This is a genomic window from Nocardia thraciensis, assembly GCF_054782435.1.
Genome location: NZ_BAAGSM010000051.1, coordinates 126281 through 152354 on the forward strand (window position 1 = coordinate 126281; position 26074 = coordinate 152354).

Here is a 26074-nt window from a genome sequence, read left to right on the forward strand (position 1 = left end):
GTTGTACGGTCGATTCTAAAACAGGGTGCTAACTCTTGCAAGCACCCCTGCTAGCACTACCCCGGCAAACTTGCGGCGGCTACGCCGACCACCCCGGGAAGAGCACATGGGAAACGGCGTAGATCGCCAGTCCGGCCAGCGATCCGACGACGGTTCCGTTGATGCGGATGAATTGCAGATCGCGCCCGGCCTGCAATTCGATCTTGCGGCTCGCCTCATCGGCATCCCATCGGGCAACCGTATCGCTGATGAGGGTGGCGATCTCGGAGCCGTAATTGGCGACCAGATAGCGGACCCCGCGCTCGACCCAGGAATCCACCCGCTCCCGCAGCTCCGACTCGCCGACCAGACGCTCCCCGAGCTGTTGCACATTCTCGGTGAGTTTGCGGCGCAGCGTGCTGTTCGGGTCGTCGGCCGATTCCAAGATCATTCGTTTGGCCGCGCGCCAGGTCGCCCGGGCCATTCCGGTGATCTCCTCGCGGCCCATGATCTCGGCCTTCACCCGCTCGGCCTTGATGATCATGGCCTCGTCGTACTGCAGATCGTGCGCGAACTCCTCGAGGAAGCGATCGGCCGCCAGCCGTACCTCGTGATCCGGCTGGGAGCGAATCTTCCAGGTGAATTCCACCAGTTCGCGATAAATCCGCTCGGACAGCAGGACGTTGACGAATTTCGGCGCCCACGACGGCGCGTCCCGCATCACGATCCGGTCGATGGTCTCCTGGCTGCCCAGCGCCCACTGATGCGCCCGCTCGGCCAGCAGGTCCAGCAGCGGCGCCTGCCGGTTCTCGGCCAGCAGTTCCGCGAGCACCCGGCCCAGCGGCGGCCCCCACTGCGGCTCGGCGATGCGCTTGACGATGGTGTTGTCGATGACCTGCTCGACATCCTCGTCGCGCAGCGCACCGATCACCGCGCGCAGGATCGTCGACGACTCCTCCGACACCCGCGCGGCGTGATTCGCATCGGCCATCCAGCGTCCGAGCCGCAGCGAGATCTGCGCCGAATTGACCTTCTCCGCCACGGTGTCCGGCGACAGGAAATTCGCCCGCACGAAATCACCGAGGCTGGCGCCCAGTTGATCTTTCTTCTTGCGAATGATCGCGGTGTGCGGAATCGGCAGCCCGAGCGGATGCCGGAACAGCGCCGTCACCGCGAACCAGTCGGCCAGCGCGCCGACCATGCCCGCCTCGGAGGCGGCCCGCACATAACCGACCCAGCTCCCGCCCCCGCCACGCGAACCCAGCCAGCAGCAGAACAGGTACACCAGCGTCGCGCCGACGAGGAATCCGGTGGCGACGATCTTCATCTTGCGCAGATCCCGCTTCTTACCGGACTCGTCCATGAGGTCCGCGAACGACGCCGGTCCGGCGGCGGGCCCGGGCAGCGCGCGTCGGCCCGGCGGCGGGCCTGTGTTGTTTCCCACTCCGGCAGCGGATTCGACGGCCGTCTCCGAATCCGCGCCCGTGGTGGATGCACTGCTGGCAGATCGCTCCATATTTCCCATTCTGGTCGCAACGACCGACCCGCTCGGTTAGACCCGCCCACCCCCTACTCCCGCACGGCGGCGTCAGGTCGGTGGCCGAAGTCCGAACACGGCCGTGGCGAAGGACCTAAGCTGGGGTGGCCCGTACCCCCGGAACAAGGAGTCCGTCCTGTCCACCGAAGATCTTGTCGAGGTCGGCAAGCCGTCCGCCAGAACAGCTCCGGCACGGTCGGGCCGGGTGGACGGCCGCAAGAAACGCTGGCATCAGCACAAGATCAATCGCCGCGAGGAACTGGTCGACGGCACCCTGGCCGCCATCCGCAAGCGCGGCGGCGACGTCGGCATGGACGAGATCGCGGCCGAGATCGGGGTGTCGAAAACCGTTCTCTACCGATACTTCTCGGATAAGAGCGACCTGACCCGCGCCACCATGGAGCGGTTCGTCGAGACCACCCTGATGCCGCGCATCTACGAGGCCATCAGCGACGATCTGGACGAGTACGAGCTGGTCCGCAACACCCTCGCCGCCTACGTGCACACCGTCGACGCCGATACCGACGTGTACCGGTTCATCATGGGCAACGGCTCCACCACCGACAAGTCCACGCTCGCCGACTTCGAGAAGCTGTTCGCCGACGTCGTGGCCGCGGTGCTGCAGGACAAGGCCTTCGACCGCGGCGTCGAGACCGAGGGCATTCAGCTCTACGCGTACGTCCTCGTCGGCGGCGTCCAGCTGGCCACCGACTGGTGGATCACCAACCGCACCCTCTCGGCCGACAAGATGCTCGACCACATGACGATGATGGCGTGGAGCGCCATCGAGGGCATGGTCCGCGCCGGCGGCTCCCCGGAGAAGTTCAACGCCGTGCAGCACCAGCTGCCCGAACCCGAACCTTCTTGACCAAGTCCCATGTGACGTGGAATCTGATACCGGGCTGTCGGGTTCAGTCCGGGAGACACCGGACCATAGGCTGACGGACCGGGCAACTGATTTCGCGAGTACATGGGTAACTTCTCGCGGGACCGACTTTGTATGGCCAGAAACGCGGAGAGGCGGGCTAGCTTGATGGCTAAAGAGCTGCCGACGTCTCGGTTGGCCAGGGGTACGAAGCTGGGCGTGGCCGTGGCGGGCAACGTCATCCGCGCACAGCGCACCCGCCGGTCGATGCGTGGCCGCTCGGAGGCCGTGCGGGCGCGGATGGCCGAGGAGTCGATGATCCGCGCGACCGAGCAGATGGTCATGGTGCTGGGCACCATGAAGGGTGTCGCCATGAAGCTCGGCCAGATGCTGTCGGTGCTCGATATGGATCTCGTGCCCGACGAACACCGCGAACGCTTCCAGCGCCGGTTGGCCGTGCTGCGCGACAGCGCGCCGAACGTCTCCTCCGAGACCATGTGCGCGGTGATCGAGGAGGATTTCGGCCGCCCGATCGGCGAGCTGTTCGCCGAATTCGAGCCGGAGCCGATCGCGGCCGCGTCCATCGGGCAGGTGTACCGAGCGCGGCTGCACGACGGGCGGCAGGTCGCGGTGAAGGTCCAGTACCCGGGCATCGACGTCGCCGTGCGCGCCGACCTGAAAAACCTGTCCATGTTCCGGCGCGTGCTGCAGACCGCGATGCCCTGGGTGACGCCCGCGGTGCTCGACGAACTGCGGCTGAACCTGGAGAGCGAACTCGACTACGTCGCCGAGGCCCACACCCAGCGCCAGATCGCCGACCTCTACGCCGACCACCCGTTCATCGTGGTGCCCGCCACGATGCCGGAGCTGTCGAGCACCCGGGTGCTGGTGAGCGAGTACTTCCCCGGCCGCAACTTCGAGCAGATCCGCCAGCTGCCCGCCGCCGAGCGCGACCGGGTCGGCGAGATCATCTACCGCTTCTACGTGGGCTCGCTGTTCAGCTTCAACGAGTTCTGCGGCGATCCGCATCCGGGCAATCTGCTGCTCGGCGAGGACGGGCGGGTGGCGTTCCTGGATTTCGGGCTGTTCAACCGGATGGACCCCAAGCACGTCCAGGCCGAGATCGCCGGGATCCGGGCCGCGGCCGAGGACCGCGCCGAGGACCTGTGGCAGATCATGATCGACCGGGGCGTCATCGACGAGCCCGAGGCGGTCACGCCGGAGGAATGCCTGGAATACGTGCTGGCCGCGTGCGAGTGGGCGGTGGTGGACGAGGAACTGACCATCACACCCGAACTGGCCAGCGGCGCATTCGTTCTCGCGGTGGATCCGCGGGCGGGCGAATTCGCGGGCATGAAGGAGCAGAACCTGCCGCCGGAGCACCTGTTCTCGCGCCGCGCGGATTTCCTCACCTTCGGGGTGCTGGGCCAGCTGGAGGCGACCGCGAACTGGCATCGCATCGCCCGCGAGTGGCTCTACGGCGATCCGCCGGTCACCGAGCTGGGCAAGGCGCACCACGCCTGGCTCGCGCAGCGGCCGGATCTCGTCAAACAGACCACTCCGGCGCGTAAGAAGGCGAGCGCCACCAAGCGCCGCCGCAAACCTTGATCCGTCATCCGGCGCCTCGATCCATCATCCCGGCGCCCTCGATCCATCATCCCCGGCACCTTCGACCCGTCAACCCCGGCACCCCCGACCCGTCAACCCCGGCGCGCTCGACCCGTCAACCCGGCGCGCTCGACCCGTCGACCCCGGCACCCCCGACCCGTCAACCCCGGCGCGCTCGATCCGTCATCCCGGCGCGCTTTTCGCCGGGATCTCGCGTGGATTCCGGCCAAAAGCACGCCGGAATGACGGTAGGCCGATCACGCCGGAATGACGGTAGGGCGGAGCCGAATGACACGGTAGAGCGGAGCCGAAGGACGGTGGGCGGAACCGAAGGACGGCAGGCGGAACCGATGGACGGCAAGCGGAACCGATGGACGGCAGGCGGAACCGATGGACGGCAGGCGGAACCGAATGACGGCAAGCGGAACCGAAGGACGGTAGGCGGAGCCGTATGACGGCAAGGCAGAGTCGGAAAGACAATGGACGGCAGATGGGAAAGTTCATGGCAGACAGGGAATTCGACCTCGTACTGTTCGGCGCTACCGGTTTCGTCGGCGCGCTCACCGGGCGGTACCTGGCGCAGGCGGCGCCGGCGGGGGCTCGCATCGCCCTGGCCGGGCGCTCCGCCGAGAAGCTGACGCGGGTCCGCGACGAGCTGGGCCCGGCGGCCGCGGAATGGCCGCTGCTGGTGGCCGATTCGACGGATCAGGCGGCGCTGGACGATCTCGCCGCCCGGACCGAGGTCGTCGTCTCCACGGTCGGCCCCTACCTGCGCTACGGCCTGGCGCTGGTGCAGGCGTGCGCGGAGGCCGGAACGCACTACGCCGATCTGACCGGCGAGCCGCTGTTCATCCGCGAATGCATCGACCGGTTCCACGATCGCGCCGTGGAGACGGGTGCGAAAATCGTGAATTCCTGTGGCTACGACTCGATTCCGTCCGATCTGAGCGTGTACCGCCTGTACCGGCGCTCGGTCGAGGACAACACCGGCGAACTCACCGACACCACCCTCGTGGCCTGGCTCAAGGGCGGCGCCAGCGGCGGCACCATCGACTCCGGGCGCGCGATGATGGAGGCGATCGCCGCCGACCCGTCGAAGGGATCGGTGATGGCGCACCCGTATTCGCTGAGCCCGGACAAGGCCATGGAGCCCGACGTCGGACGGCAGTCCGATCAGGCACTGGCGCGGGCCTCGAGCATCGACCCGAGCCTCGATGGCTGGGTGGCGACCTTCGTCATGGCCGCCCACAACACGAAGATCGTGCGGCGCAGCAACGGCCTGCTGGGCTGGGTGTACGGCAAGAACTTCCGCTACCGCGAGGTGATGAGCGCGGGCAAGTCACCCGCCGCGCCGCTGGTGGCGGCCGGTATGGCGGGCGGCATCGTGGCGACCATGGCGGCGGGCGCGGTGCTCTCGCGCGTATCCGCGGGCCGCAAGCTGCTCGACCGGGTGCTGCCCAAGCCCGGCACCGGACCGAGCGAGGCGGCCCGCCGCAGCGGCTGGTTCACGATGAAGACGTTCGCGCGGACCACCTCCGGCGCCAAGTACGTGTGCACCTTCGCCGGGGAGGGCGATCCGGGCTACCAGGCCACGTCGGTGCTGCTCGGCGAGTCCGGGCTCAGCCTGGCATTCGACGAATTGCCCGAGCTCGCAGGCATTCTCACCCCGGCGGCGGCCATGGCCGACCCGCTCACCGAGCGGCTGCGCGCCGCCGGGATGACCATCGAGGTGGACAGGGCCTGACAACCAGCGGCTAGTGCCGGAAACTCCCCAGCGACGAGGAGTCACCATGCGATTGATGCTCGACCCGGAGGCGGCCCGGTGAATCTCGCGCGGCGGAACATGAATCACCCCGCCTTCGCGCTGGTCTACGCGCACTGAACCCGCTGCGCCGCAACCACTTCGTTGGCGCACTCACGCCAATGTCGCGTCGATTCCGCCGCGCTGCCACCCGGCCTTGGCGACGCCGCGAGCGGCCATCGACCCGAATCGCGGCGGAAGTAGCCGTCGCACAACGGGTTCCACAGTCCACATCGCTGGATCGTGTGGCGCGTCACAAATTCGATCCGCGTCGCCGGTGACCACACTCCGGTACTGTCCCAAATGGGACAGGTGGGATGGTGGCGGAAGGGGAGCACCGGGTGGGTGTACCGGACACCGGTCAGCAGGCCGCCCGCAAACTGTATGCCGCGGCAACGGGTTCCGGGGACCAAGCCTTCGAGATCGCCGAGGACGTGGCGCGCAACCTGGCCGCCGCCTGCGATCGGCTCGTCGACGACCTGCAGCACGCGCGGCACACCGAACACCTGCTGACGACGATCCCCGGGTTCCCGGAGCTGCCCTCCGGGCAGGAACTGGCCCGCGGATTCGGCAACAAGGGGCGCGAATTTCTCGACACCGTGCTCGCCTTCCAGGAGACAGCGCTGCTGTTCAAGGCCGCATATCTGGCCGCGGGTAGACGCTTCGCCGAGGCCGAGGCCGCCAATCGCGCGGCCCTGGAATTGGCGGCCGCCCGGCTGGAGGACCGATGAGCCCCGACGACCCGCCCCCCTCCGCCGACATAGACCCGCCCTATGTCCCGGATCGGGAAGTATTCGGCTCCTACACCCATCGGGAACTGTGGGACCTGGTGCACGAGGCGCTCGACCCCGGCGCCCTGGGCCAGGCGGCCGAGGCGTGGCGCGGCAACGCCGACCTGGTCGGCGAGGCCTTCCGCACCTTCTCGGCGACCGCGAACGCCGAATTCGCGCGCTGGAGCGGGCGGGCCCGCGATGCGGCGCTGCGGGCCACCCTCGATTTCGCCGCCCGCGGCGCCGCGGTGCCCGAGATCTGCGCCGCGGTGCAGCGGCTACTGGAGGCCGATGCCGAAGCGGCGCAGGTGATCCGGGATGCGATCCCACCGCCGCCGCAGCCGTACCGACCGCTGGAGGATCCGGTCGCCGAGGCGGTGCACGGCGGCCGACGGCGCATGGAATACGACATGCGGGCCGCGTCGGTCCAGGCCGACGTGCGCGATGTCATGACCTTCGTCTACAACCCGACCCTGCCCGCGTCCGGGGACCGCGTACCCCGGTTCGCACCGGCGCCGCGCGGTCCGGGCTCGAGTGGGGGTCACGAGTAGTGAAGTGGGTGCTCACCCCGGACGAGTTCACACACGTCTGGGCCACCGAAACGGGCCTGGATCGCCGCCCTTACCCCGTAAATATGATCCCGGCCGCCACCGCGCGCACCGAATCCGAGTACGCCGCGCTGGGTTTGCGCCATCGTTACGCCCGCAACACCGACCCGGACCTGACCGCCGCCCTGATGCTGTGCGCCCGCTCCGACGCCACCACCATCACCGTCACCGGGGAACGGTCGGGCGGCGCGCGGGACGAGCCGGAGCGGATCCTCGCCTTCGCCGCCGTGGTCCATCGTCACGCGGGCGTCCTCGTCGCCGGATCCGACACCGTCACCGTCACCGTGTCCCACGCCCGGACCCTCGGCGACAAGCTGGTCGAGGTGATCGGCTCGGCCCCGCCCGGGCGGCACGCCACCATGCGCGAACCACAGGACGCGGTGCTGAACCAGGAGGGGCCCGCCGTTCCCGACAACGGTCAGGGCCCCGCGCGCCTGCGCCGCAAACTCCGCGAGCCGGTCGACGCGCGCGGGTTCATCACCGTCTCCGTGGCCCCGGACAACCCGATGTCGCCCCCCACTCGCCACCGCACCTGGCTCGATTTCGCGGGCGACGGCCGCTATCTGCTCACCACGGCCGCCGACCTGAGCCTGACGCCGGTATCGGACACCGATTTCGCGACTCAGCTGATGAGGTTGGCGGGCATCAGGTAGCGACAGGGTAGATACTGCACTGTTATGGCTAAGTCTCCCTGGTCCAAACCGGTCACCCAGGCATTGCGGGCCGACGGGCTCGAGCTCGCCACCCTCGACACCTCCGCGACCCCGGGCTTCAAGGGCAACAAGAGGGCGGGCGAGCAGTTGCTCGCGGAGCGCGGCCAGGTCCTGTCGGACCTGCAGGAGAAGCTGTTCGCCAACGGCCGCTCCGGCGACCCGCGCAGCGTGCTGCTGGTGCTGCAGGGCATGGATACCGCGGGCAAGGGCGGCATCGTCCGGCATGTGATCGGCTCGGTGGATCCGCAGGGTGTCGACCACGCCGCATTCGGGGTCCCGACCGCCGAGGAGAAGCGCCACAACTATCTGTGGCGGATCCGCAGGCAGTTGCCGCGCGGCGGGCAGATCGGGGTCTTCGACCGCTCGCACTACGAGGACGTGCTGGTGGTTCGGGTGCACAATCTGGTCGCGCCGGAAGTGTGGGGCAAGCGCTACGACGAGATCAACAAGTTCGAGCGCAAGATCGTCGACTCCGGCACCACGCTGATCAAGGTGGCCATGTTCGTCTCGCTGGACGAGCAGCGCAAGCGCCTCGCCGAGCGGCTGAACCGGCCCGACAAGTACTGGAAATTCAACCCGAACGACATCGACGAGCGCGGCTTCTGGCCCGCGTATCAGGAGGCCTACCAGGCCGTCCTGGACCGCACCTCGACCGATTACGCCCCGTGGCACGTGCTGCCCGCCGACCGCAAGTGGTACTCCCGGCTGGCCGTCACCGAGCTGCTGATCGAAGCACTGCAGAACTTGAAACTGGACTGGCCCGCGGCGCAGTTCGACGTCGAGGAGCAGAAGAAACGCCTCGCGGCGTCTTGACCGCCTCTCGGGGGATTCTCAGGTTCGCCCGTAATCATGTGGTCCGGGCCCCTCGCATTTCGGGCGGCGGCGTCGCCCCCGCGCGGCATCCGCCCCGTACCATCGCAGGCGGCACCGGATGGCTGTCCGCACGTAGACACAGGAAGGCGACTCGAAGGTGAGCAAGAATCCGCGTGGTAAGAACCCGCTGGCCGGGGTGCAGCGTGCCGATCGGACACGCACCATCGCGATCCAGGTGGGTGTCGGGGCCGTGCTGGTCGCGCTCATCGCCGCCATCGGCATCAGCATCGCGGTCAAGAACAACAAGAAGAACGATCCGGGGCCGACGCCGACGGTGACCGCCCAGGCCGCGCCCGGCGGGGTCGAGGGCTCGATCACCGACAACGGCGCGATCCGGATCGGCAAGCCCGGCGCCAAGGCCACCGTGCGCGTGATCGCCGACCTGCAGTGCCCGGCCTGCCAGATGTTCGAGCAGGCCAACGGCAAGACGATCGAGGACGAGGTGAACGCCGGAACGGCCGTCGTCGAGTACAACATCGTCGGCTTCCTCGACAAGATGTCGGGCGGCACCCGGTACTCCTCGCGCGCCGCGAACGCCGCCTACGCCGTGGCCGAGTCGGATCCGACGAAGTTCATGCCATGGCTGAGCAGCATGTTCCAGCAGCAGCCGCCGGAGAACGGCACCGGCCTGACCGACGACCAGATCATCCAGATCACGCAGTCGGCGGGTATCGCCGATCCCGCGGTCGCGGAGACCATCAAGAGCGACAAGTACGACAAGTACGTGCAGAAGGTCACCAAGGACGTGGCGGGCGAGGGCATCCAGTCCACCCCCTCGGTGTTCGTGAACGGCAAGCAGATCAAGAGCTCGCAGGAGCTCATGCAGCCCGACGGCCTGCGCCCGACCATCGAGGCCGCCGCGAAGTAGTTCGCGGATATCCGGCACGAGAAGGGAGTAGAGCGGGATGACCACACGTTCCGCGTGGATCCTGCTGATCGGCGGGCTCGCGGGCTGGATCGCCTCGGTCACGCTGACCGTGGAGCGGTTCAAACTGTTCATGGACCCCGACTACCGACCCTCGTGCAGCATCAATCCGATCCTGTCGTGCGGATCGGTGATGGCCACCGACCAGGCCTCGGTATTCGGATTTCCGAATCCGCTCATCGGGGTGGTCGGCTTCTCGGTGGTGGTCACGCTGGCCGTGCTGGCCGTCGCCGGGGTCGGGTTCCCGCGCTGGATCTGGGGTGGGCTGTGGCTGGGTCTGGTGCTCGGCATCGGGTTCATCTGCTGGCTGATCTTCCAGAGCCTGTACCGGATCAACGCGCTATGCCCGTACTGCATGGTGGTGTGGGCCGCCACCCCGATCCTGCTGGCGGTGGTCACCGATCAGCTGTGGGGCGGCGCGCGCGGCGTCCTGCGGATCGTCGCGGAGTGGCGCTGGACCGTCGTGGTCGTTTTCTACGCGGTGGTCCTGGTGCTGGTGTTCCTGCGTTTCCAGGACTACTGGATGTCGCTGTTCTGACGGTCAGTTCGGCGGCCCGACGGCCAGCACGACCGCGACAGTGCGCCTGGAGCCGTCCGGCCCGGTCAGTTCGAGCCGCACGGTGTCATCGGGTTTGCGCAGGTTGAGCACGGCCTTCAGGGACCGCACCGAGGTGACCGCCCGGCCATCGATGCCGGTGATGACCTCCCCCTCGGCGAGCCCGGCCGCATAGGCGGGCATGCCGTACACCGCGGATTCGATGCGGGCCCCCGACGGTTTCGCGTCCGAGGTGATCACACCGAGCGTGGCGGTCGGCCCGACGTGCACGCTCTCGCTGGCCAGCCCGGAGCGGATCTGCCGCACCACGTTCATCGCGGTATCGATCGGCACCGCGTAACCGCTGGCCCGCCCGGACGCCTTGGCCATATCCCCCGAGGCCGCGGTGATCACGCCGACCACCGATCCGTGACTGTCTGCGAGCGCACCGCCGGACTGCCCGGAGGTCACCGGCGCGGCGATCTCGACCATCCCGGTGAGCGCCTTGCGCGAGTAGTCGGCCGAGTTGCGCGCGACGATCGAGGCGTCCAGGGCCGTCACGGTTCCGGGCGTCGCGGTCGGCGAGCCCGTGCCGCCCGCGTTGCCGATGGCCAGCACCTCGTCGCCGACGCGCAGCACCGCTGAACTGCCGATGCGGGCGACCGGCAGGCCCGCCGCGCGCGGCATCTCCAGCAGCGCGATATCGGCGTCGGCGTCGTAGCCGAGCACGGTGGCCGGATACTGCCCGCCCGTGCCGATATCGCCGACGGTGATGGATTCGGCGCCCTTGACCACATGATGGCTGGTGAGCACCTGGCCGTCGGCGGTGAGCACGATGCCCGACCCGGCCGCGGTCATCCCGGTGGGGCGCACCGAGACGTTGATATTCGCCAGCTCCGGCTCGACCGCCGCGGCGACCGCGGCCGCGTCCATGGGTGGCAGCGGAGGAGCGAGCAGCGTCGCGGTGGAGTCGGTGATCCCGAAGACCCAGCGCGGCAGTTCCCCCCGATACCCCAGGAAGGCGACCACGGCCAGCATCGCCGCGAGCAGAACCGCGACCGTCCGGCCCATTCGACCGGTGCGTCCGGTCCCGCCGTCCCACCGTTCGTCGTACATGGCCACTCCCGCCTCGTGCACGCCCGTCGGGGCACGGCGATTGTGTTTCTATATGTAGCAGCACTGCGGGGTCCGGCGCGACGGTTCCCGCAACTGTCAATGATTCAGCGCCGCAACGACGAACAGGAACGCCGCGGCTAAGCCCGCGAAGTAGCCGAGGTACAGCCCGGCCAGGTTGGACGGTATGTGGATGAGCGGTGCCGCGCCGATCGGCATGTGACATATGGGGGCACATTCCGGGCAAATCAGACCGGTGAGTTCGGTCGCAGCGCGCGGCGCGGCGTTTGCGAAGCGAACCATGCGGGAGTAGGCATGGACGCATGACCACCGCAGCCGCCTACTCCGTCTCGGCCCCCGAGGGCCCGTTCACGAAGACCACGATCGAGCGCCGCGAACTCGGTCCGCGCGACATTCTGATCGACATCAAGTACGCGGGCATCTGCCACTCCGACATCCACACCGCCCGCGACGAATGGCACGGCACCACCTACCCCTGCGTACCCGGTCACGAGATCGCCGGGCTGGTTGCGGCGGTCGGGTCCGGCGTGACCAAGTACCGGGTCGGCGACCGGGTCGGCGTCGGCTGCATGGTCGATTCCTGCGGGCAGTGCGGGCCGTGCCGGGCCGGTGAGGAGCAGTACTGTGCCCGCGGCGCCACCATGACCTACAACACGGCCGTACCCGAGGAGTTCCAGCCCGGCGGGACCACCCTGGGCGGCTATTCCACCCAGGTGGTCGTGACGGAGAACTTCGTGGTGTCCATTCCGGAGGGCATCGGGCTGGACGAGGCCGCGCCGCTGCTGTGCGCGGGCGTCACCCTGTTCTCCCCGCTGCGGCACTGGAACGCCGGACCCGGCAAACAGGTGGCGATCATCGGCATGGGCGGGCTCGGGCATGTCGGCGTCAAGATCGCCGCGGCGATGGGCGCCGAGGTCACGGTGCTCAGCAGCTCGCTGAGCAAGCAGGAGGACGGCCGCCGGTTCGGGGCGCGGCACTACTACGCCACCCGCGACAAGGAGACCTTTCGCGAGCTGCGGGGCAAATTCGACCTGATCCTCAACACCGTTTCCGCCGATCTCCCGATGGACCGGTACATGAAGCTGCTGAACCTGGACGGGACCCTGGTAATCCTCGGCCTGCCCGACAACCCCCTGCAGGTGCAGCCGTTCACGCTCGCCGGATTCCGCCGCTCGCTGGCCGGATCGATGATCGGCGGTATTCCGCAGACCCAGGAGATGTTGAACTTCTGCGCCGAGCACGGCATCGGCGCCGAGATCGAGGTCATCTCCGCCGACCGCATCGACGAGGCCTACGACCGGGTGGTCGCCAGCGACGTGCGGTATCGGTTCGTCATCGACGCGGCGACCATGTGAGACGTCCCTCCGGTCTATTACACGAATTACCCTGCGCTTCCGGCGAATTCGCTCCGTGCGGTATCCGCCGCGACGTGGTGTAGCGACTGCGACAGTGCGCGGCGCACTTCGCCCATCTGGGTTCGGCTGTGGTCGGCGGTGTCGTATTCGACCTGCACCGTCAGGCGGCCGCCCAGGGTGAACGCGGTGGCCTTCGGCGGCATGCCCGGGTTCATCGCGAAGATATTGTCGCGCAACAGCTTTACGCCCGGTGGAACCTCGTGTGTGGGCACCCTGCCGATATTGGACAGGGCGAAGGTGGGCTGCGAGGAGAGCATCGCCGCGCTCTGCTCGTCGCGAATATGGCGGCCCGCCACCATCAAGCGGGCGGGATCGCGGCGGTCCAGGGCGGCGCGCACGTCGGCGTCCACGATCCGGCCCAGCTCGACCGGTCCGTCGGCAGCCGCCACCGACAGCGCCGTCCCCCAGCCCGACGCGCAGTTGAGCAAGGTGTCGTCGGACAGCCGGGGATCCAGCGTCGAGCGCAGGTCGGCCGCGTAACCGCAGACCATCGGCAGCGGTCCGGCGGCGTCGAAGCGGCCGCGCACGGCGACCATCGCGCAGCCGCTCAACAGGCTGTTCACCGTGATCCCGGCGGACCGCGCGGCCGCCACGAATGCCGTTGTCTCGCTTGCCGACAACTCGATTCGCTCGGCGGCGAGGAATCCCCGGACCCCCGCGGCGCTCGCGACGCGCGGCAGCTGTGCGGGCGCTTCGGCCATCATGGCGCGCATCCGATCGAGCAGTTCTTCGACCTCCGGCCCCGAAATCGTGGCGGCGAGACGATCATCCACCGCCTGCGGGAGTTCTTCGGCGGCGGCCACCGGCAGCGGTGCGCCGCGCAGGCGCGCGGTGTAACGCCGCCACATCTCGTCCAGCAGCGCGAAAGCCGAACGGCCGTCGACGATTCCGTGATGGATGACCAGCACGACGCGGCTCTGCTCGCCGTCGCGCAGCAGCACCGCGCGGAACAGGCCCTCGCCCCAGTCCGGCGGCTCGTTGGCGAGCCGGACGTACTCGATCTCGTCCCCTTCGGCCACCACCAGCGGCGGCCGGTACCCGCTCCGGTGGCGCAGCAGCGGCACACCGGCGTCGTCGACAGGCAGGCAGGCGAGCAGCGGGTGCCGGGCGGCCAGGTCCGCCAGCACCGCGCGCAGCGCCTCGGCGTCGATATCGCCCTCGACGGTCGATCCGATGTACAGCGGCATGCCGCCGACCGGGACCGAACCGAACCGGGCGTCGGCCCGGAAGTAGCCGGATTCGAAGGGGGACTGGGGACGTTGCGTGGCCATCGGGGCACCTCTCGGTTCGTTCTGGAGCACTACCGAGACCATACAAGCGTTTCAAACATTTGTCACAAACCTGTGTATGAAACATCTGTTTGTAGCCCCTTGCTACCCTGCTGACGTGGGAACACGTGACGACCTCCTGACCGCGGCCAAGCAGTGCCTGGCCGAGCGTGGCTACGCCCGGACGACGGTGCGCGACATCGTGGCCGCCTCGGGCAGCAATCTCGCCGCGATCAACTACCACTTCGGCACCCGCGACGCGCTGCTGAGCCAGGCGATGGTCGAGTCCACGACCGTCGCAGTTCAGCGCATCCTCGACACCCTCGACGCCGATCAGGAGGGCGAGCCGGCGGTGCGCCTGGAAAAGTTCCTGCGCAAACTGATCGCCAGCTTCACCGACGACCGCGCCCTGTGGGCCGCCAACATCGAAAGCCTCGCCCAAGCCCAACATCTCGGCGACATCCGCACCGACTTCTCCGCCAAACAGCAGGAAGCCCGACAATCCCTGTCCCACATGCTGTTACCCGCGGCCGACGACGACCCCGACGACGACATCGGCGCCCTCCTGCTCACCCTGCTGGACGGCTTGCTGGTGCAGTGGCTACTGGATCCGGAGGCGGCGCCGGGGGCGGAACGGATCGTGGGAGGCCTCCGGACGATCGCGCGGGTGATCAGATAGGGCGTGGAACCCGGTCAGCCATACCTCAGCAACCATTACAGTTGCGTGAAGACGAACCCCCATGGGCGGCAGCGCATTACATACCCGCTAAAGTCTTGTCCGGTCGGCCATCCGGGTCGACAAATGGAGGGGTCCACGTGCGTTTCATCGATCGACAAGTCATGCACCACAGAGATTTTCGATCGCGTGTAGCCGACTATTGTTGCGGAGCAGCGCTCGACGCGACTCCTCCGAGCGCACGGAGGGACGGCAAACACTCGAGTTGCCGCGTCCGATGCCATCAGATATGAATGTGTCCGTTCGAATCACACGTTGGCGCTCATTCGAACTCGGGGGGAATCCTTTGGGGGGAATCGGGCGTCAGGAGGGGAAATCATAATGTTCCGTGGAACTTTCGGGTCCGTAGGCCGCAAGCTGATCGTCGCGGCACTGCCTTTGGCCGCCGCCGCCACCTTCGCCGGGGCCGGTACCGCGTCGGCGACCAGCACCGTCGAGCAGGCGGCGCCCGCGCCGGTCGTCGCGCCGATTACCGCCGCAACCACCACCGATGACTCCGTGTCGACCGCTTCCGAGCCGGTCGCCGAGGAGATTGCGGCGGCCGGAACGGCCGGCGCGCAGGATATCGCTACCAATCCGAACGCTCAGTATCCGGATCCGGTCTGGAACGGCGCGGCCGTCGGCGCCGGCGTGGGCGCGCTCGCCGGTGGCGTTTCCGGCCTGATGGGTTTGATCGCAATTCCGATCACCGTTCCGCTCGGCGCTCTCTCCGGCGCACTGGGCGGCGCTCTCATCGGAGCCGTTGTCGGAGCTCTCGCGCCGGATGTGGTGCCTCAGGTCCTGCCCTGATGAATTGAAGAATGCTGTGGGCCCGGTATACCGAAATGGTGCCGGGTCCATCGCATTCGGAAAACGCGAGTCTGAAACAGACTATTGCCCACGGCTTCTCGCTGTTGTGATCTGCTCGCGCAGAGGGGTCCGGGTGCTGTTCTGGACGGAAGGACCGAAAGCGCCATCCCGTCGAGGGGCGCGGGAATATTCTGGTGCGTGACGCAGGAGTCGGTCGCCGCGGGGCGTGGCCGCGGCGGTGTGCGACAGCGCGTGTCGCGCGGCCACTGCGGAGAGGGCAGCGCACATGACGGAGAGCAGTGGCCGGGGTAGTCCCCGGCCGCCGACCAGGATTGATACCAGCGTCGCGCACGAGGCGCGGGTCTATGACTACTGGCTCGGGGGGCGGGACAACTACCCAGCCGACCGGGCGCTCGGTGATGCGATCGCCGGTCATATCCCCGCTATTCGCAGCATGGCGCGCGCCAATCGCGCCTTCCTCGCCCGTGCGGTGCGCTATGCGATCACCGAGGCGGGGATCAACCAGTTTCTCGATATCGGCACGGGCATCCCGACCGCGGGCAATACGCACGAGGTGGCGCAGCAGCACGACCCCACGGCCCGCGTCGTGTACGTGGACAACGATCCGATCGTGCTGGCGCACGCCCGCGCGCTGATGCGGGGCATGCCCGAAGGCCGCACCGCCTTCATTCACGCCGATCTGCACGACCCCGAATCGATCCTGACCGCTCCAGCACTCGAATCCACGCTGGACCTCGATCGCCCCGTCGCCCTGATGCTGGTCGCGGTGCTGATGTACTTCCGCGACGAGGACAACCTGCACGGAATCGTCGAACAGCTGCTGAACGCGCTGCCCTCCGGCAGCCGCCTCGTAATCACCCACCCCACTGCGGATTTCGATCCGAAGGCCATGGCGCGGGTGGTGGCCTCCTCCGAGCACGCCGGTATCCCGTTCCGGCCGCGCAGCCGCACCGAGACCGAAAGTCTGTTCACCGGAACGAAAATCGTGCATCCCGGCGTCATCCCCGTCCTGGGCTGGCGCCCCGATCTGGCCGACGCTCCCCCGGCGAACGGCGATATCGACCTCGAATCGGCTTGGTACTGGGCAGGCGTAGGCCACAAGCCCTGACGCCCCAACAGCTTCCCGCAGTGTCAGGCCGGGCAGCGCGCACCTGAGTGGCGTGGGTCGAGCGCGTTGTGGATGATCTGGATGACCGCGGGTGAGGTGGGAAGCTTGGCGTGGCCGAAAGTGTCGCTCGCGCAGACGTTCTGGACCCAGATGTTGTCCACGGCCGCACCCGGACCGGCCCGCAGGAAGGTCGTCTCCGGCGGCGTGGTGATCTCGTCGACCCGGCTGGCGATGACGGTGTAGTGCACACCGGGTTCGGTGTCGCCGCCCGCGTTGAGCGCCCGGAGAAATTCGCTGCCAACGACCTGCTGGGCGGCGGCCGGACCGAGCACCCGCGCCACCGCGAGCTCCCCCGGACCGGCCGCGCTCCCCGTGGGCAGCAGATATCCGAGATTGCTGAGGGTGGTCCCGTGGTTGGTGGCCCCGACGGTGATCAGCCGTCGCACCGTATTGCGTTCGGGGGCAGCGGGATCGGCCCCACCGCCGAAGCGCAGGTACTGCCGCGCCACCAGACCGCCCTGCGAATGCGCGACGATATCCACCTGCCTCGCACCGGTCGACGCGCGGACGCGGTCCAGGAATCCAGCCAGCTCACGGGCCGAGGCACGGATATCACCCGTCCCGTACACCCCCGGCTGCGAACCGTAGACGCTCGAGATGTCGCGGCCGTAGTTCAGTGCGAAGACGCAGTGGCCCGCCGCTTTCAGCTTCGGCGCCAGCACATCCCAGCTGTTCTGATTCCCCCAGGTGCCGTGCACGAGTACGACGGGAACCGGATGCGCCATCGACGGCGGGCATTGCCAATCATTCGCTCCGGAGGGAGCAACGCTCCCGTCCCGCCCGTGCACGAAGTCCGCCACCGGATCCGCCTGCGCCCCGGCAGACATCCCCACCGTGCACAAACCCAGTACGGAAAGCAGCACGGCCAGCGAACGCATCACTCATCCCTTCCACACCGAAGAGCAGTAACGGATCGATTGCCGATGCTATGACGGTGAGGCCGGGAAGCCGTGTATGCGCGCGCCGAAACGCCGAACGGGTACCAAAACGACGACGGCCCGGGCGCCTGTGCGCCCGGGCCGTCGCTGCGGTCGGTCTAGTACTTGCGGCGCTGGTCCCGCAAGGTCTTCTTGGCCGTCTGCTGTGCCTTGTCGACCTGCCGGGCGTACTTGCCCTTGGTCTGCTTGTCGACGGCGTCACCGACCTTGTCGATGACCGGGTCGAGCTTGTCGGCGTGTTTACCGGCCATAGCGGCCGCCTTCTTCAGACTGTCGAACATTCCCATGACCGCATCTCCTGTCGCGAAACTGGTCCTCCCAGGCTAGCTGTCCGACGAGCCCAGTTCGGCCCGCCGGCGCACCCGGCGCGCGGCCGCGACCATATTGCGCAGCGACGGCTCGAGCTGCCAGCCGTGCCGGGTCTTCAAGCCGCCGTCGGGATTCGCCCACAGCCGCTCCGGACTGACCGCCTCGGCCGCCGCGGTGAGCAGGCCGTCGATCTCGTCGATGTCCGGGATGCGCGCCGAACGGCTTTCGTACACACCCGGTCCCACGCCGTGCGACAGGCCGTTGCCCTCCTCGGCGTCCTCCTTCAGCGCCTTCAGCACCCATTCCAGGGAGCGGGTGGCGACGATGGCGGTGACGTCGGCATCGAGTTCCTCGATCGCCCGCACGATCTCCGCCCGCCCGGAATAGGCGATGTGCGTATGGATCTGGGTCTCCGGTTTGACCCCGGAGGTAGCCAGCCGGAAGGCGTTCACGGCCCAGCGCAGGTATTCGGTGCGGCCGTCGGGACGCAGCGGCAGCAGTTCGCGGACGGCGGGCTCGTCGACCTGGATGATCGAGACCCCGGCCTGCTCCAGATCCACCACCTCGTCCCGGATGGCCAGCGCCACCTGGTCCGCGGTCTCGTACAGCGGTTGGTCCTGCCGCACGAACGACCGCGCCACCATCGTGACCGGGCCCGTCACAATGCCTTTCACGGGTTTGTCGGTCAGCGACTGCGCGTAGGAGGTCCACTCCACCGACATCGGCTTCGGGCGCGAGACGTCGCCGTAGAGGATCGGCGGGCGCACGCACCGCGAGCCGTACACCTGCACCCAGCCGAAGTGCGTGGTGGCGAACCCGTCGAGCAGTTCGGCGAAATACTGGATCATGTCGTTGCGCTCGTGCTCGCCGTGCACCAGCACGTCCAGGCCGATGTCCTCCTGCAGCCTGATCGTCGACTCGATCTCGGCCTCGATCCGCTTGCGGTACTCGTCGTAGGACAGTCGGCCCTCGCCGAGTTCGTATCGGGCTTGGCGCACGGCGGCGGTCTGCGGGAACGAGCCTAGTGTGGTCGCGGGGACCACCGGAAGATTCAGCTTGGCGCGCTGGGCTTCGCGGCGCACCGCGTAGGGCTCGCGCTCGCGCATCTGCGGCGTCAGCGCGTAAACCCGTTGCCGCACAGCGTGTTTCTGCTTGAAGTGCACCTCACCGGGCCGCTTGCGCCACTTGTCCGAGGGGCCCTCGGTCAGCGCCTTCGCCAGCGAGACCACCTCGAGCACCTTCTGTTTCGCGAAGGCGAGGCGGTCGGCGACATTGCCGTCGATGTCGTATTCGACCAGCACGTCGTAGGGCACGTGCAGCAGCGTCGTCCCGGTGGACACCACCAGGTCGGGGCACACCTGCGCGAGCTCGTTGAGGTACTGCAGGGTGACGTAGCGGTCGGCGCGCCACACATTGGTGCCGCCGATCACGCCCGCGTACAGCCGCTTGCGCCGGATTCCGGGAATCTGCGCCAGGTCCTCCGGGCGCATCCGGTAGCTGGCCAGGTCGAGGCCGATGGCCTCCACGGCGGTTCCGGCGAGGATCCGCACGGCCTCACCGAAATCGCCGTACTGGCCGGTGACCAGGATGCGCGGCCGCAGCGGCGCGGTCGAAAGTCGTTGGTACGCCTGCTCGAACGCCGCCAGTTCCTCGGGCGTGCGCTCGCTGGTGAAGCAGGGCTCGTCCAGCTGAACGCAGGTGGAACCGCGCTTGGCGAGCAGCTCGAACAGCTCCTCGTACACCGGGAGCAGCCGGTCCAGCAGGGTCAGCGTGTCGAATTCGGATTCGCCCGGCACCTGCCCGGCCTTCGACAGCAGCAGCAGCGACAGCGGGCCCAGGACGACCGGCCGCTGCTCGATACCGGCGGCCTTGGCCCGGTCCCACTCGTCGAGCAGGGCCTCGGGATGCAGGGAGAACTCGGTGTCGGCGTCGAGTTCGGGCTGACGGTAGTGGTAGTTGGTGCCGAACAGGCGCACCAGCTCCAGCGGCGGCAGGTCCGGACGGCCGCGCGCCATCAGGAAGTAGAAGTCCAGCGGGTGCAGGTCTGCCCGGTACGGCTCGAACCGCTTGGGCACCGCGCCGAACAGCAGCGCGTTGTCGAGAATGTGGTCGTAGAAGGAGAAGGTGTTGCCCGGCACCTGGGTGAGCCCCGCCGCGTGCAGTTCGGCGAACTGGGTCTCCTGGATCTCGCGGCCTACCGCCTCGAGCTCCTCCCGCGGCAGGGAACCACGCCAGTACGACTCCAGCGCGCGCTTGAGTTCCCGGTGCGGTCCGATCCTCGGATAGCCGAGAATGCTCGATCCGAATCCGTCGGTGACGTTGACCATGAGCGGGACACTCCTTCCGAGCCGCGGGTCCAGCCCGACCCTTTCCGCAGCTTATGCCCGGTGCCGTAGGCGCACCCATCGTCTGGGGTGCGCGTTTTCTCGTTGCGACCCTGTTGTTTCGGCCCCAGGGGGCCGAAACAACAGGGAATGAAGTTGGCCGACCTTCCGAAACAACAGGGAATGTTCGCTCTCATCGCGGTGCTCACGCGGCCGATTCCCGATCCTCGCGGTGGCCGACCTCCTCCCGTTCTTGGGGCTGGCCGTCTCATTCTGGTCTCGCGGTGTGGGCCGACTCTTGTTTCCCGTGCTCGCGGCCCCCTGGGGCCGCGAGCACGGGAACCTCACCGGTTGTTGTACTGGTAGAAGCCCGCGCCGGACTTCTTGCCGAGGAGGCCTGCCTCGACCATGCGCATCAGGAGGGGCGGGGCGGAGTACAGGGGCTCCTTGAATTCGGCGTACATGGAGTCGGCGATGGACTTCACGGTGTCGAGGCCGACGAGGTCGGTGAGGGCGAGCGGGCCCATGGGGTGGGCGCAGCCGAGCACCATCGCCTTATCGACGTCCTCCTTGGTGGCGAAGCCCGACTCGACCATGCGGATGGCCGACAGCAGGTACGGTACGAGCAGCGCGTTCACGACGAAACCGGAGCGGTCGGCGGAGCGCACGACCTGCTTGCCCAGCACCTCGGCGGCGAAGTTCTCGGCGCGCTTGGAGACGGCGTCGCTGGTCTTGAGCGTGGTCACCAGCTCCACCAGCGGCAGCACCGGCACGGGGTTGAAGAAGTGCATACCGACTACACGGTCGGGGTTGGCGGTGGCCATCGCGATCTTCATGATCGGAATGGACGAGGTGTTGGAGGCCAGCACAGCGTTCGGATCGGTGACGACCTTGTCCAGCTCGGCGAAGATCGAGGTCTTCACCTCCTCGTTCTCCAGGACGGCCTCGACCACCAGCTGGCGGTCGGCGAAGTCGCCGAGATCGGAGGTGAAGCGCAGCCGCCACGCGGTCTGCTCGCGCTCCCGCTCGGTGATCTTGCCGCTGGACACACCGCGGTCGAGCGAGCGCAGAATGCGGGCGCGACCAGCGGCGGCCAATTCCCGCGTCTGTTCGAACACGAGCACGTCGACATGCGCCCGCGCACACACCTCCGCGATCCCGGCGCCCATCTGTCCGGCGCCGATAATGCCGACGCGCTGAATCTTTTCGCTGCTCACGTCCCGCTCCTGCTGGTTGTTCGGTCACGGTGGGGGTGGGGCGAAGGAGCGAGCCGGTGAGCCCGGTCCTTCGACGGGGAACGTTATAAGGATGCCCTCCCCACTGGGGCTGTTCAGTGGGAAGGGCGGTGAGGCGGCTGCCCCGCCGTCACCCCGGGCGACGCCGGGGCGACGGAGTTACCCGATGGGACGGGAACTCAGTGGAACTGGCCCTCTTCGGTCGAGCCCTTCAGCGCGGTGGTCGAGCTGTCGGGATCGACGGTGGTGGCGATGGCGTCGAAGTAGCCGGCGCCCACCTCGCGCTGGTGCTTGGTGGCGGTGTAGCCGCGCTCCTCGGCCGCGAACTCGCGCTCCTGCAGATCGACGTAGGCGGTCATGCCCTCGCGGGCGTAGCCGTAGGCCAGGTCGAACATGCTGTAGTTCAGCGCGTGGAAGCCCGCCAGGGTGATGAACTGGAACTTGAAGCCCATCGCGCCCAGTTCCTTCTGGAACTTCGCGATGGTGGCGTCGTCCAGGTGCTTCTTCCAGTTGAAGGACGGCGAGCAGTTGTAGGCCAGCAGCTGGTCCGGGAACTCGCTCTTGACGGCCTCGGCGAACTTGCGCGCCAGCTCGAGGTCGGGGGTGCCGGTCTCCATCCAGATCAGGTCGGAGAACGGGGCGTAGGCCTTGGCCCGCGCGATGCAGGGCTCGATGCCGTTCTTGACGTGGTAGAAGCCCTCGGCGGTGCGCTCACCGGTGATGAACGGCTTGTCGCGCTCGTCCACGTCGGAGGTGATCAGGGTGGCGGCCTCGGCGTCGGTGCGGGCGATGACCACGGTCGGGGTGCCTGCCACGTCGGCGGCCAGGCGGGCGGAGGTCAGGGTGCGGATGTGCTGCGAGGTCGGGATCAGGACCTTGCCGCCCAGGTGTCCACACTTCTTCTCCGACGCCAGCTGGTCCTCCCAGTGGGTGCCGGCGGCGCCCGCGGCGATCATGGCCTTCTGCAACTCGTAGACGTTCAGCGCGCCACCGAAACCGGCCTCACCGTCGGCGACGATCGGGACGAGCCAGTTGTCGACGGAGGTGTCGCCCTCGGCGCGGGAGATCTCGTCGGCGCGCAGCAGCGCGTTGTTGATGCGGCGCACCACGGACGGAACCGAGTTGGCGGGGTAGAGGCTCTGGTCGGGGTAGGTGTGGCCGGAGAGGTTCGCATCGCCGGCGACCTGCCAACCGGACAGGTAGATGGCCTTCAGACCCGCGCGGACCTGCTGCACGGCCATGTTGCCGGTCAGCGCGCCCAGGGCGTTGATGTAGTCCACGCCGCCGTTGACCTGCTCCCACAGGATCTCGGCGCCACGGCGGGCGAGCGTGTGCTCCTCCACGACGGTGCCCTGCAGCTTGGCAACCTGCTCGGCGGTGTAGTTACGGGTGATGCCCTTCCAGCGCGGGTTGGTGTCCCAGTCCTGCTGGATTTCCGCAGCGGTCTTCGGGGTGCCGGCAGTCGACATCTCTGACTCCACTTCTTTGTTCGGTCGTGCCCCATGTTCGGAATCCGTCGCGATGTCCGAACTCTGCTGGAGCGGCAATTTGCAGCCTTGCTAGGCCCATCGGGTGTACTTCCACACGATGGCACACCAGAAAATTGCCGTCTACCTGTTGCTAATGTGAATCTCTGCTAGCTGGACCAGGGCATTTGCTAAGTCTGCAAAATTTGCCCGGCAATTGCATGCCAATAGTCTACTCCCGAGTAGGTCTGACGTGGGGTTTTGCGTAACGCCCGTACTGTTTCGGTGAGATCGGCCACCGCAGCATTTCGCGGTGCGCCATTCCCGCTTGTGAGGACCTTCACAAGTTCGGGCGGACGCAGTCGGTGTGCGCCCGGCCACTTTCCGGCGCACCGCGGACCGAGGAGCGATGGGCGCTCGTCCCAGTGCCAGACTGGGTGCTCGCACCGCGGACGGGGAGGCATCGGTGCCGAACCGGCGAAAGGAACGCGATGCGGAAAACGATCATCGTCGCGGTCAGTGCGCTGCTGGCCGCCCTGGGAGTCCTGACCCTGCCGACGGGCGCGGGCGCGGCGCCCGGTGCGAGCGGCACCGGAAACGTGGAATCCGTGCAGCCGCTGACGGCGCGGGCCACGCTGCCGGGCTCGGTGAACTCCGAGCGGATGCTCTACACCTCCACGACCGTCCGGGACGAGCCCGCCGTGGCCAGCGCCGCGGTCTACTTCCCGCCCGGGACGCCGCCGCCCGGGGGCTGGCCGGTCGTCGCGTGGGCGCACGGCACCGTCGGACTGGGCGACGACTGCGCCTACAGCGTCGGCGGGCCCGGCGACGTCGAACGCGATTGGGCCTATCTCGGGACGTGGCTGAAACAGGGGTACGCGATCGTCGCCGCCGACTACGCGGGATTGGGGACACCGGGCGATCACCCGTATCTCAACGGCGTCGTCGAGGCGCACAATGTCGTGGACGCGGTCAAGGCCGCGACTCGGCACTATCCGTCCGTGTCGAACAAGTGGGTCGTGGTCGGGCAGTCCCAGGGCGGGGGCGCGGCCGTCGAAACCGCGCGCTACGCAACCGAATTCGGCGGGCCGGAGCTGGACTACCGCGGCGCGGTGGGCACCGGGGTCCCGGCCTATATCGAGGACATCATCACCCCGCTGGGGCCGGGCGTCCCGCCGGTGGAGCTGAGCCCGCACAGCACCGGGTACACGCTGTACATCCTCAACGGCCTGCGCACCACCTATCCCGAGCTGAACATCGAGTCGTTCCTGACCGACTCCGGTCGGGACTGGCTGGAGCGAGCGCGCACCGAATGCCTGCTGCCGCTCGGCGACGAGCTGGCTGCGCGAAATGTGGTGGTAGGCAACCTCTTCACCCGGCCGCTGGCGCAGATCCCCAACCTGCACGGGCTGCTGGCCCGCTATCTGGGCCTGCCCGAATCCGGTTACGACAAGCCGCTTTTCCTGGGACAGGGACTGCGCGACACCGACGTGATCACGCCGGAGACCCTGCGGTTCGCGGCGGTGCTGACGGCGAATCGCCAACCGGTGACACTGAAGACATACCCCACCGACCACAGTGACACGGTGAACGCCTCACTGCCGGACACGATTCCGTTCGTCCGCGCCCTGTTCGACTGAATACCCAGGAACGACGGAAGAGCCTCGCCGAGCAGGTGACGCGCGGCATCCGCCGAGTCCCGACCACCTCATCGTCGCCGTCCTGCCGAACAGGACGAAAACGCCTCCGGCTCAGGTGAATCGCCGCTCTCACCGTCGTAGTCGGATGTCGCGAACGCCCGCGGCGCTAGCAGACATTGCACCTGGACCAGGCTCATACCCAACTCCACCGTGCACGCGACCGCCAGATGGTCGCCCCAATCGCCCTCGGCCCCTTGCGGATCGAGCACCACCATCATGCCGACCGGCCATCGGGCCGCGAGTCTTCGTCAGCGGAGCCACCAGCACCGCCGGCCGGTCGTGTCATTCCTCGCCGCGCCCGGTGCGGCGAGCCGCACGGGCCTCAGCTACCGCGATACGTCGAGTACGAGAACGGCGACAGCAGCAGCGGCACGTGGTAGTGCCGCTCGCCGCCGACCGCGAACGCTATGGTGACCTCCGGGTAGAAGGCGGCGACCTGGAGGGCGGCGAAATAGTCGCCGGTGCCGAAACGTAGCCGGTAGGTGCCGGGTGTCAGGTCGCCGCCGAGTCCGGCTACGCGGCCGTCCTCGTCGGTGTGCGCGGCGGCCCGTTCCGTACCGTCCATGCCGAACAGCGTCACCGCGACACCGCTCGCCGGGGCGCCGCGAACCGCGTCGAGGACGTGCGTGCTGAGGGTGCTCATGAACGTTCCCCGATCTCGCGCACCAGGCGGCGCAGCCGGATTCGGTTGATCTTGCCCAATTCCTCGCGCACGATATCCCTTTCGGTGCGTGGGTCGTTGTCCAGCCTGGATACCAGGATGTCGAGCAGTTCGGCGGCGGACCGGCCCGTGGCGCACACCAGATAGACGTGCCCGAATCGCGCCTCGTACTCCCGATTGCGCTCCGCCAGCTCGGCGCGGATCGCGTCGCCCGCGGTGACCACCGCGACCTGTTCGCGCGCCGAATCCGGGCCGTCGGGCCGGTCGCCGATGCGCGGATGGCCGGACAGGGCGCGATCGAGTTCCTCCTCGGACAACCCGGCCAGGGCGTCGTCGGCGGCGGACAGCAGCGCGGATACGGTGCCGAAGGGCCGCCCGGCAGCGACCGCGCGCGCCCATTCCGGCGAGGCACAGCAGGTCAGCAGCAGCTGCACGACCTCGGATTCGGGCAGCGTGTCGAGGGTGACCGGGTCGGTCTCGGAATTGCTCATCGCCTCCAGCATCGGCCACCGCAACCCGCCGGTGCCAATCGGGCGGCGAATATGGCGCCGTCTTCCACAACCACCCCGGCCATCCGGTTGTGCTCGCTCACGAACACTGGGATGCGGTGCTCAAGAGAGCGCAAGGAAATTTCGGAGCTCGGGCATTTCTGGACGCTAGACCGGATATCGTGGCCGTCACGTGCGACGATCTGGC

Annotated in this window: 24 protein-coding genes; 14 read left to right on the forward strand and 10 right to left on the reverse strand. The window is 68.0% G+C overall.

Annotated features, from left to right (window positions below; all coding sequences use genetic code 11):
• Positions 1-79: 79 nt before the first annotated feature.
• Positions 80-1342, reverse strand: coding sequence for a DUF445 domain-containing protein (locus ACYVLQ_RS31400; RefSeq protein ID WP_460701226.1), 1263 nt, complete (start codon positions 1340-1342; stop codon positions 80-82).
• Between the two features lie 310 nt (positions 1343-1652).
• Between ACYVLQ_RS31400 and ACYVLQ_RS31405 the strand changes: the two genes are divergently transcribed.
• The 9 genes from ACYVLQ_RS31405 to ACYVLQ_RS31445 all read left to right on the forward strand — a co-directional run bounded on the left by ACYVLQ_RS31405 (position 1653) and on the right by ACYVLQ_RS31445 (position 10217).
• Positions 1653-2384: a TetR/AcrR family transcriptional regulator gene (locus tag ACYVLQ_RS31405; RefSeq protein WP_460701227.1), complete on the forward strand. Its 732-nt coding sequence runs from the start codon at positions 1653-1655 to the stop codon at positions 2382-2384.
• A gap of 165 nt (positions 2385-2549) precedes the next feature.
• Positions 2550-3989, forward strand: a complete 1440-nt coding sequence (locus ACYVLQ_RS31410; protein WP_460701151.1) for an ABC1 kinase family protein — start codon at positions 2550-2552, stop codon at positions 3987-3989.
• A gap of 502 nt (positions 3990-4491) precedes the next feature.
• Positions 4492-5733 (forward strand): saccharopine dehydrogenase family protein, encoded by a 1242-nt coding sequence (locus ACYVLQ_RS31415; RefSeq protein WP_460701152.1) that lies wholly within the window; start codon positions 4492-4494, stop codon positions 5731-5733.
• Positions 5734-6131: 398 nt separating this feature from the next.
• The gene (locus ACYVLQ_RS31420) at positions 6132-6521 is read left to right on the forward strand and encodes a hypothetical protein (protein WP_460701153.1); all 390 of its coding nucleotides are present in this window, start codon (positions 6132-6134) and stop codon (positions 6519-6521) included.
• Entirely contained in the window at positions 6518-7111 is a 594-nt protein-coding gene (locus ACYVLQ_RS31425; protein ID WP_460701154.1) for a hypothetical protein, read from the forward strand. Before ACYVLQ_RS31420 ends, ACYVLQ_RS31425 begins: the two co-directional genes overlap by 4 nt.
• Positions 7111-7821: an ESX secretion-associated protein EspG gene (locus ACYVLQ_RS31430; protein WP_460701155.1), complete on the forward strand. Its 711-nt coding sequence runs from the start codon at positions 7111-7113 to the stop codon at positions 7819-7821. Before ACYVLQ_RS31425 ends, ACYVLQ_RS31430 begins: the two co-directional genes overlap by 1 nt.
• Before the next feature lie 24 nt (positions 7822-7845).
• Positions 7846-8694, forward strand: coding sequence for a polyphosphate kinase 2 family protein (locus ACYVLQ_RS31435; RefSeq protein ID WP_460701156.1), 849 nt, complete (start codon positions 7846-7848; stop codon positions 8692-8694).
• 157 nt (positions 8695-8851) lie between these two features.
• Positions 8852-9622 carry a DsbA family protein gene (locus ACYVLQ_RS31440; protein WP_460701157.1) on the forward strand — a complete coding sequence of 257 codons (771 nt, stop codon included), beginning with the start codon at positions 8852-8854 and terminating at the stop codon, positions 9620-9622.
• A 37-nt stretch (positions 9623-9659) separates the two neighbouring features.
• Positions 9660-10217, forward strand: coding sequence for a vitamin K epoxide reductase family protein (locus tag ACYVLQ_RS31445; protein ID WP_460701158.1), 558 nt, complete (start codon positions 9660-9662; stop codon positions 10215-10217).
• A 3-nt stretch (positions 10218-10220) separates the two neighbouring features.
• On the opposite strand, the gene ACYVLQ_RS31450 is transcribed toward ACYVLQ_RS31445, so the two are convergent.
• Positions 10221-11330, reverse strand: a complete 1110-nt coding sequence (locus ACYVLQ_RS31450) for a S1C family serine protease (RefSeq protein ID WP_460701159.1) — start codon at positions 11328-11330, stop codon at positions 10221-10223.
• Between the two features lie 320 nt (positions 11331-11650).
• Between ACYVLQ_RS31450 and ACYVLQ_RS31455 the strand changes: the two genes are divergently transcribed.
• Positions 11651-12703: an NAD(P)-dependent alcohol dehydrogenase gene (locus ACYVLQ_RS31455; protein ID WP_460701160.1), complete on the forward strand. Its 1053-nt coding sequence runs from the start codon at positions 11651-11653 to the stop codon at positions 12701-12703.
• A gap of 26 nt (positions 12704-12729) precedes the next feature.
• On the opposite strand, the gene ACYVLQ_RS31460 is transcribed toward ACYVLQ_RS31455, so the two are convergent.
• Positions 12730-14034 (reverse strand): phthiocerol/phthiodiolone dimycocerosyl transferase family protein, encoded by a 1305-nt coding sequence (locus ACYVLQ_RS31460; protein WP_460701161.1) that lies wholly within the window; start codon positions 14032-14034, stop codon positions 12730-12732.
• A gap of 115 nt (positions 14035-14149) precedes the next feature.
• Here ACYVLQ_RS31460 and ACYVLQ_RS31465 point away from each other — a divergent pair, with 115 nt between their 5' ends.
• From ACYVLQ_RS31465 to ACYVLQ_RS31475, 3 genes are all read left to right on the forward strand, one after another.
• Positions 14150-14710 carry a TetR/AcrR family transcriptional regulator gene (locus tag ACYVLQ_RS31465; RefSeq protein WP_460701162.1) on the forward strand — a complete coding sequence of 187 codons (561 nt, stop codon included), beginning with the start codon at positions 14150-14152 and terminating at the stop codon, positions 14708-14710.
• A gap of 435 nt (positions 14711-15145) precedes the next feature.
• Positions 15146-15556, forward strand: coding sequence for a hypothetical protein (locus ACYVLQ_RS31470; RefSeq protein ID WP_460701163.1), 411 nt, complete (start codon positions 15146-15148; stop codon positions 15554-15556).
• 286 nt (positions 15557-15842) lie between these two features.
• Positions 15843-16685, forward strand: coding sequence for an SAM-dependent methyltransferase (locus ACYVLQ_RS31475; protein ID WP_460701164.1), 843 nt, complete (start codon positions 15843-15845; stop codon positions 16683-16685).
• Between the two features lie 23 nt (positions 16686-16708).
• Here the strand turns inward: ACYVLQ_RS31475 and ACYVLQ_RS31480 are convergent, their stop codons facing one another.
• The 5 genes from ACYVLQ_RS31480 to aceA all read right to left on the reverse strand — a co-directional run bounded on the left by ACYVLQ_RS31480 (position 16709) and on the right by aceA (position 23020).
• Positions 16709-17623, reverse strand: a complete 915-nt coding sequence (locus ACYVLQ_RS31480; protein ID WP_460701165.1) for an esterase/lipase family protein — start codon at positions 17621-17623, stop codon at positions 16709-16711.
• A 158-nt stretch (positions 17624-17781) separates the two neighbouring features.
• The gene (locus ACYVLQ_RS31485; RefSeq protein ID WP_460701166.1) at positions 17782-17970 is read right to left on the reverse strand and encodes an antitoxin; all 189 of its coding nucleotides are present in this window, start codon (positions 17968-17970) and stop codon (positions 17782-17784) included.
• Between the two features lie 36 nt (positions 17971-18006).
• A complete protein-coding gene (gene metE / locus ACYVLQ_RS31490) occupies positions 18007-20319 on the reverse strand; it encodes a 5-methyltetrahydropteroyltriglutamate--homocysteine S-methyltransferase (RefSeq protein ID WP_460701167.1) in 2313 nt (770 codons plus the stop codon).
• Between the two features lie 341 nt (positions 20320-20660).
• A complete protein-coding gene (locus tag ACYVLQ_RS31495) occupies positions 20661-21533 on the reverse strand; it encodes a 3-hydroxybutyryl-CoA dehydrogenase (protein ID WP_460701168.1) in 873 nt (290 codons plus the stop codon).
• Between the two features lie 197 nt (positions 21534-21730).
• A complete protein-coding gene (aceA, locus tag ACYVLQ_RS31500; RefSeq protein WP_460701169.1) occupies positions 21731-23020 on the reverse strand; it encodes an isocitrate lyase in 1290 nt (429 codons plus the stop codon).
• A gap of 488 nt (positions 23021-23508) precedes the next feature.
• On the opposite strand from aceA, the gene ACYVLQ_RS31505 reads away from it, so the two are divergent.
• A complete protein-coding gene (locus tag ACYVLQ_RS31505) occupies positions 23509-24657 on the forward strand; it encodes an alpha/beta hydrolase (RefSeq protein WP_460701170.1) in 1149 nt (382 codons plus the stop codon).
• Between the two features lie 382 nt (positions 24658-25039).
• On the opposite strand, the gene uraH is transcribed toward ACYVLQ_RS31505, so the two are convergent.
• Both uraH and uraD read right to left on the reverse strand, forming a co-directional pair.
• On the reverse strand, positions 25040-25360 hold the full coding sequence (gene uraH, locus ACYVLQ_RS31510; RefSeq protein WP_460701171.1) for a hydroxyisourate hydrolase: 321 nt from the start codon (positions 25358-25360) through the stop codon (positions 25040-25042).
• A complete protein-coding gene (gene uraD / locus ACYVLQ_RS31515) occupies positions 25357-25869 on the reverse strand; it encodes a 2-oxo-4-hydroxy-4-carboxy-5-ureidoimidazoline decarboxylase (RefSeq protein ID WP_460701172.1) in 513 nt (170 codons plus the stop codon). Before uraD ends, uraH begins: the two co-directional genes overlap by 4 nt.
• Positions 25870-26074 lie beyond the last annotated feature (205 nt).

Coding starts and splice junctions, on each gene's coding strand:
- ACYVLQ_RS31400 (WP_460701226.1), bottom strand. CDS start 1,342: ATGGACGAGTCCGGTAAGAAGCGGGATCTGCGCAAGATGAAGATCGTC.
- ACYVLQ_RS31410 (WP_460701151.1), top strand. CDS start 2,550: ATGGCTAAAGAGCTGCCGACGTCTCGGTTGGCCAGGGGTACGAAGCTG.
- ACYVLQ_RS31415 (WP_460701152.1), top strand. CDS start 4,492: ATGGCAGACAGGGAATTCGACCTCGTACTGTTCGGCGCTACCGGTTTC.
- ACYVLQ_RS31425 (WP_460701154.1), top strand. CDS start 6,518: ATGAGCCCCGACGACCCGCCCCCCTCCGCCGACATAGACCCGCCCTAT.
- ACYVLQ_RS31435 (WP_460701156.1), top strand. CDS start 7,846: ATGGCTAAGTCTCCCTGGTCCAAACCGGTCACCCAGGCATTGCGGGCC.
- ACYVLQ_RS31445 (WP_460701158.1), top strand. CDS start 9,660: ATGACCACACGTTCCGCGTGGATCCTGCTGATCGGCGGGCTCGCGGGC.
- ACYVLQ_RS31450 (WP_460701159.1), bottom strand. CDS start 11,330: ATGTACGACGAACGGTGGGACGGCGGGACCGGACGCACCGGTCGAATG.
- ACYVLQ_RS31455 (WP_460701160.1), top strand. CDS start 11,651: ATGACCACCGCAGCCGCCTACTCCGTCTCGGCCCCCGAGGGCCCGTTC.
- ACYVLQ_RS31460 (WP_460701161.1), bottom strand. CDS start 14,034: ATGGCCACGCAACGTCCCCAGTCCCCCTTCGAATCCGGCTACTTCCGG.
- ACYVLQ_RS31475 (WP_460701164.1), top strand. CDS start 15,843: ATGACGGAGAGCAGTGGCCGGGGTAGTCCCCGGCCGCCGACCAGGATT.
- ACYVLQ_RS31480 (WP_460701165.1), bottom strand. CDS start 17,623: ATGCGTTCGCTGGCCGTGCTGCTTTCCGTACTGGGTTTGTGCACGGTG.
- ACYVLQ_RS31485 (WP_460701166.1), bottom strand. CDS start 17,970: ATGGGAATGTTCGACAGTCTGAAGAAGGCGGCCGCTATGGCCGGTAAA.
- metE (WP_460701167.1), bottom strand. CDS start 20,319: ATGGTCAACGTCACCGACGGATTCGGATCGAGCATTCTCGGCTATCCG.
- aceA (WP_460701169.1), bottom strand. CDS start 23,020: ATGTCGACTGCCGGCACCCCGAAGACCGCTGCGGAAATCCAGCAGGAC.
- ACYVLQ_RS31505 (WP_460701170.1), top strand. CDS start 23,509: ATGCGGAAAACGATCATCGTCGCGGTCAGTGCGCTGCTGGCCGCCCTG.
- uraH (WP_460701171.1), bottom strand. CDS start 25,360: ATGAGCACCCTCAGCACGCACGTCCTCGACGCGGTTCGCGGCGCCCCG.
- uraD (WP_460701172.1), bottom strand. CDS start 25,869: ATGAGCAATTCCGAGACCGACCCGGTCACCCTCGACACGCTGCCCGAA.